The organism is Pseudomonas sp. NPDC089918, assembly GCF_050280605.1.
Taxonomy (GTDB): Bacteria; Pseudomonadota; Gammaproteobacteria; order Pseudomonadales; family Pseudomonadaceae; genus Aquipseudomonas.
In genome coordinates this window covers 1-5,586 of sequence record NZ_JBNNVP010000087.1, presented here as the reverse complement: position 1 = coordinate 5,586, position 5,586 = coordinate 1, and the positions used below count along the sequence as shown (strand labels likewise).

Below are 5,586 nucleotides of genomic sequence, written 5' to 3'. Positions count from 1 at the left end.
CCATGCTTGACCACCATCAGCTGGTGGCTCAGCGCTTTGACGACAGCCAGGTCATGGCTGATAAACAAATACGTCAGGTTGTACTTGGTTTGCAGCCCAGCTGGCCATCGACTACCGCATGCAGTTCAAGCGTGACGTGGTGATCGACCTGGTCTGCTACCGTCGTCGCGGTCACAACGAGGCCGACGAGCCAAGCGGCACCCAGCCAATCATGTATCAGCAGATCACCAAACAGCGCACCACCCGTGAGCTGTATGCCGATCGTCTGACCCAGGGCGGTGTGCTGGACGCAGAGCGTGTTCAGGCGAAAGTCGACGAATACCGCAATGCGCTGGACAACGGCCTGCATGTGGTAAAAAGCCTGGTCAAAGAGCCGAACAAAGAGTTGTTCGTGGACTGGCGTCCGTATCTGGGCCACGCCTGGACCGCGCGTCACGACACTCGCTTCGATCTGAAAACCTTGCAGGAACTGTCCGCCAAGCTGCTGGAAATTCCGGAAGGCTTCGTGGTTCAGCGCCAGGTCTCGAAAATCTACGAAGACCGTCAGAAAATGCAAGCCGGCGGCCTGCCGATCAACTGGGGTTACGCCGAAACCATGGCGTACGCGACCCTGGCGTTCGAAGGTCACCCGATTCGCATGACGGGTCAGGACATCGGTCGCGGTACGTTCTCGCACCGTCACGCTGTCTTGCACAACCAGAAAGACGCGGGTACCTACGTCCCGCTGCAAAACCTGTACAAGGGCCAGCCACGTTTCGACCTGTACGATTCGTTCCTGTCCGAAGAAGCCGTGCTGGCGTTCGAATACGGTTACTCGACCACCACGCCTGAGGCGCTGGTGATCTGGGAAGCCCAGTTCGGCGACTTCGCCAACGGTGCCCAAGTGGTTATCGACCAGTTCATCACCAGTGGCGAGCACAAGTGGGGTCGTCTCTGCGGTCTGACGATGCTGCTGCCGCACGGTTATGAAGGTCAGGGTCCGGAGCACTCTTCGGCTCGTCTGGAGCGTTACCTGCAGCTGTGCGCCGAGCACAACATTCAGGTAGCCGTACCGACTACGCCGGCTCAGATCTACCACTTGCTGCGTCGTCAGGTGATTCGCCCGCTGCGCAAGCCGTTGATCGTCCTGACTCCGAAGTCGCTGCTGCGTCACAAACTGGCCATCTCGACCCTGGAAGATCTGGCCGAAGGTTCGTTCCAGACCGTTATCCCGGAAATCGATGCCCTGGACCCGAAAAAGGTCGAGCGCGTTGTTCTGTGTAGCGGCAAGGTCTACTACGACCTGCTGGAAAAACGCCGTGCCGAAGGTCGTGATGACATCGCCATCGTGCGTATCGAGCAGCTGTACCCATTCCCTGAGGACGACTTGAACGAAGTCCTGGCTCCGTACACCAACCTCAAACATATCGTTTGGTGTCAGGAAGAGCCGATGAACCAGGGTGCCTGGTACTGCAGCCAACACCACATGCGCCGCATCGTTGGCAATCACGACAAGTCTCTCGTACTTGAGTACGCGGGCCGTGATGCTTCTGCTGCACCTGCTTGTGGTTATGCATCGATGCACGCTGAGCAGCAGGAACAACTGCTGCAAGACGCCTTTACTGTTTAACGCCTTCGCGCACCTGAAACCGAATTTAAGGACCCACAGATAATGGCTATCGAAATCAAAGCCCCCACTTTCCCGGAATCGGTTGCCGATGGCACCGTTGCCACCTGGCACAAAAAACCGGGCGACGCCGTCAAGCGTGACGAACTGATCGTCGACATCGAAACCGACAAAGTCGTACTGGAAGTGTTGGCCACCGCTGATGGCGTGCTGGGCGCTATCGTCAAGAACGAAGGCGACACCGTTCTGTCCGACGAAGTTCTGGGCTCCATCGGTGAGGGCAGTGCTGCCGCCGCTGCTCCAGCCGCCGCTGCTGCACCTGCTGCTGCCGCTGCTCCTGCCGAAGTGGGCGAAGACGATCCTGTTGCTGCACCGGCTGCTCGCAAGCTGGCTGAAGAAAACGGCATTAACATCGCTTCCGTTGCCGGCACTGGCAAAGGCGGTCGTGTGACCAAGGAAGACGTTGTTGCCGCTGTAGCTGCCAAGAAAGCCGCTTCGGCTGCCGCGCCTGCCAAGGCTGCTGCGCCTGCCGCTGCTGCTCCAGTGTTCGCTGCCGGCGATCGCATCGAGAAGCGCGTACCGATGACCCGCGTGCGGGCCACCGTCGCCAAGCGTCTGGTTGAAGCTCAATCGAACATGGCGATGCTGACCACTTTCAACGAAGTCGACATGACCGAAGTCATGGCGTTGCGTTCGAAGTACAAGGATCTCTTTGAGAAGAGCCATAACGGCGTGCGTTTGGGCTTCATGTCGTTCTTCGTGAAAGCGGCCACCGAAGCACTGAAACGCTTCCCGGCTGTTAACGCGTCGATCGACGGTGCCGACATCGTTTACCACGGCTACGCTGACGTCGGTGTTGCTGTTTCCAGCGACCGCGGCCTGGTTGTACCGGTTCTGCGTAACGCCGAACTGATGAGCCTGGCTGAAATCGAAGGCGGCATCGCCACCTTCGGCAAGAAGGCTCGTGACGGCAAGCTGTCGATGGACGAAATGACCGGTGGTACGTTCACCATCACCAACGGTGGTACTTTCGGTTCGATGATGTCGACTCCGATCGTCAACCCGCCACAAGCGGCCATCCTGGGCATGCACAACATTCTGCAGCGTCCTATGGCGATCAACGGTCAAGTCGTTATCCGTCCGATGATGTACCTCGCTCTGTCCTACGATCACCGTTTGATCGACGGCAAAGAAGCTGTGACCTTCCTGGTTACCATCAAGAACCTGCTGGAAGACCCGGCTCGTTTGCTGCTGGATATCTGATTTCGTTGCACGGGCCGCTCAGTGATGGACGGCCCTTCTGTAATGACCAGCTTCGTCCCACGACGGTCCTCAAAAGGGGCCGTCCGGTTTGATTCGAGAAGGAATGACACATGACTCAGAAATTCGACGTGGTAGTGATTGGCGCGGGCCCTGGCGGCTACGTGGCTGCCATTAAAGCAGCGCAACTGGGCCTCTCCACTGCCTGCATCGAGAAATACACCGACAAGGAAGGCAAACTGGCCCTCGGCGGTACTTGCCTGAACGTCGGCTGCATTCCATCCAAGGCGCTGCTGGACAGCTCCTGGAAGTTCCACGAAGCCCAAGACGGCTTCGCGATCCACGGTATCAACCACGCTGGCGTGACCATGGACGTGCCAGCAATGGTCGGCCGTAAAGCCAACATCGTCAAAGGCCTGACCTCGGGTGTTGCCACCCTGTTCAAGGCCAACGGTGTGACCTCGATCCAGGGCCACGGCAAACTGCTGGCCGGCAAGAAAGTCGAAGTCACCAAGCCTGACGGTTCGGTAGAAATCATTGAGGCCGAGAACGTGATCCTGGCTCCAGGTTCGCGTCCGATCGACATTCCACCGGCTCCGGTCGACCAGAATGTGATCGTCGATTCGACTGGCGCGCTGGAATTCCAATCGGTTCCAAAACGTCTGGGCGTGATTGGCGCTGGCGTGATCGGTCTGGAACTGGGTTCGGTCTGGTCCCGTCTGGGCGCAGAAGTGACTGTTCTTGAAGCACTGGACACCTTCCTGATGGCCGCTGACGCTGCCGTTTCCAAGGAAGCGCTGAAAACCCTGACCAAACAAGGTCTGGACATCAAGCTGGGTGCTCGCGTTACCGGTTCCAAAGTGAACGGCAACGAAGTCGTTGTGAACTACACCGATGCCAACGGCGAACAGAACATCACTTTCGACAAGCTGATCGTAGCCGTTGGTCGCCGTCCGGTGACCACTGATCTGCTGGCTGCCGATTGCGGTGTGACCCTGGACGAGCGCGGTTTCGTGCACGTTGACGATCACTGCGCCACCACCGTACCGGGCGTTTATGCCATCGGTGACGTGGTTCGCGGCATGATGCTGGCACACAAGGCTTCGGAAGAGGGCATCATGGTCGTCGAGCGCATCAAGGGCCACAAAGCCCAGATGAACTATGACTTGATCCCGTCAGTTATTTATACTCACCCGGAAATCGCATGGGTCGGCAAAACCGAGCAGACCTTGAAGGCTGAAGGCGTTGAAGTTAACGTTGGCACCTTCCCGTTCGCAGCCAGTGGCCGTGCCATGGCAGCCAACGACACCGGCGGTTTCGTGAAAGTCATTGCCGATGCCAAGACTGACCGCGTATTGGGCGTCCACGTGATTGGCCCGAGCGCTGCAGAACTGGTTCAGCAGGGCGCGATCGGTATGGAATTCGGCACCAGCGCTGAAGACCTGGGCATGATGGTTTTCTCCCATCCGACCCTGTCTGAAGCCTTGCACGAAGCAGCTTTGGCTGTGAATGGCGGCGCCATCCACATCGCCAACCGCAAGAAGCGTTAAGACAATAAGAAACCACGGCGGTACGGCCCGTCGTGAGCCTTGCATGCAAGACTCACCGCGGAATGTCCGCTGGACGCAGTCTTGCGTAGCTGCACCGGGGTAACTGGAAAGCTACGCAAGCAGCAGTCACAGGTGGTGCGGCACCACAACGGTGCAGCACCGAATGCGCAGTACCTAACGAAGACGGTAATAAGCATGAATCTTCACGAGTATCAGGGTAAGCAGCTGTTCGCTGAATACGGCCTGCCAGTTTCCACCGGCTACGCAGTAGACACCCCGGAAGCAGCAGCAGAAGCTTGCGACAAAATCGGCGGCACCGAGTGGGTTGTCAAAGCCCAGGTCCACGCTGGTGGTCGCGGTAAAGCGGGCGGCGTAAAGCTGGTTCGCAGCAAAGAAGACGCCAAAGCATTCGCTCAACAGTGGTTGGGCAAGCGTCTGGTGACTTACCAGACTGATGCCAATGGCCAGCCAGTCACCAAGATCCTGGTTGAATCGTGCACTGATATCGCTAAAGAGCTGTACCTGGGCGCTGTCGTTGACCGTTCGAGCCGTCGCATCGTGTTCATGGCTTCCACCGAAGGTGGCGTGGACATCGAGAAAATCGCTCACGACACCCCTGAGAAAATCCTCAAGGCCACTATCGATCCACTGGTTGGCGCTCAGCCATTCCAGGGTCGCGAGCTGGCATTCCAGCTGGGTCTGGAAGGCAAGCAAGTTGCTCAGTTCGCCAAGATCTTCGTAGGTCTGGCCAAGCTGTTCAAGGATCACGACCTGGCTCTGCTGGAAGTGAACCCGCTGGTGATCAAGGCTGACGGCGATCTGCATTGCCTCGACGCCAAGATCAACATCGACGCCAACGCCATGTACCGTCAGCCTAAGCTGAAGACTTTCCACGATCCGTCGCAAGACGATCCGCGCGAAGCGCACGCTGCCAAGTTCGAACTGAACTACGTAGCACTGGAAGGCAACATCGGTTGCATGGTCAACGGTGCTGGCCTGGCCATGGGTACCATGGACATCGTCAACCTGCATGGCGGCAAACCAGCCAACTTCCTCGACGTGGGCGGCGGTGCTACCAAAGAACGCGTTACCGAAGCGTTCAAGCGCAAGGAGCCGATGGGGGTCGCCGGGGCCATTATTCCGTGGAATTTCCCGATGCTAATGGCCGCC

3 protein-coding genes and 2 pseudogenes are annotated in these 5,586 nt (G+C 58.1%); 4 read left to right on the top strand and 1 reads right to left on the bottom strand.

Annotated elements, in window-relative coordinates:
• Positions 1-95: pseudogene (locus ACQKPC_RS30025) on the bottom strand (hypothetical protein); the annotation flags it as partial.
• Between ACQKPC_RS30025 and ACQKPC_RS30020 the strand changes: the two are divergent.
• The 4 genes and pseudogenes from ACQKPC_RS30020 to sucC all read left to right on the top strand — a co-directional run.
• A pseudogene (locus ACQKPC_RS30020) lies at positions 89-1,609 on the top strand (2-oxoglutarate dehydrogenase E1 component); the annotation flags it as partial. The pseudogenes ACQKPC_RS30025 and ACQKPC_RS30020 overlap by 7 nt on opposite strands.
• A gap of 42 nt (positions 1,610-1,651) precedes the next feature.
• Positions 1,652-2,869, top strand: a complete 1,218-nt coding sequence (gene odhB / locus ACQKPC_RS30015; RefSeq protein ID WP_427628292.1) for a 2-oxoglutarate dehydrogenase complex dihydrolipoyllysine-residue succinyltransferase — start codon at positions 1,652-1,654, stop codon at positions 2,867-2,869.
• A 110-nt stretch (positions 2,870-2,979) separates the two neighbouring features.
• Positions 2,980-4,416, top strand: a complete 1,437-nt coding sequence (gene lpdA / locus ACQKPC_RS30010) for a dihydrolipoyl dehydrogenase (RefSeq protein ID WP_008013855.1) — start codon at positions 2,980-2,982, stop codon at positions 4,414-4,416.
• A gap of 195 nt (positions 4,417-4,611) precedes the next feature.
• The coding region (sucC, locus tag ACQKPC_RS30005; RefSeq protein ID WP_427628291.1) for an ADP-forming succinate--CoA ligase subunit beta at positions 4,612-5,586 on the top strand (975 nt) is incomplete at its 3' end.

Coding starts and splice junctions, on each gene's coding strand:
- odhB (WP_427628292.1), top strand. CDS start 1,652: ATGGCTATCGAAATCAAAGCCCCCACTTTCCCGGAATCGGTTGCCGAT.
- lpdA (WP_008013855.1), top strand. CDS start 2,980: ATGACTCAGAAATTCGACGTGGTAGTGATTGGCGCGGGCCCTGGCGGC.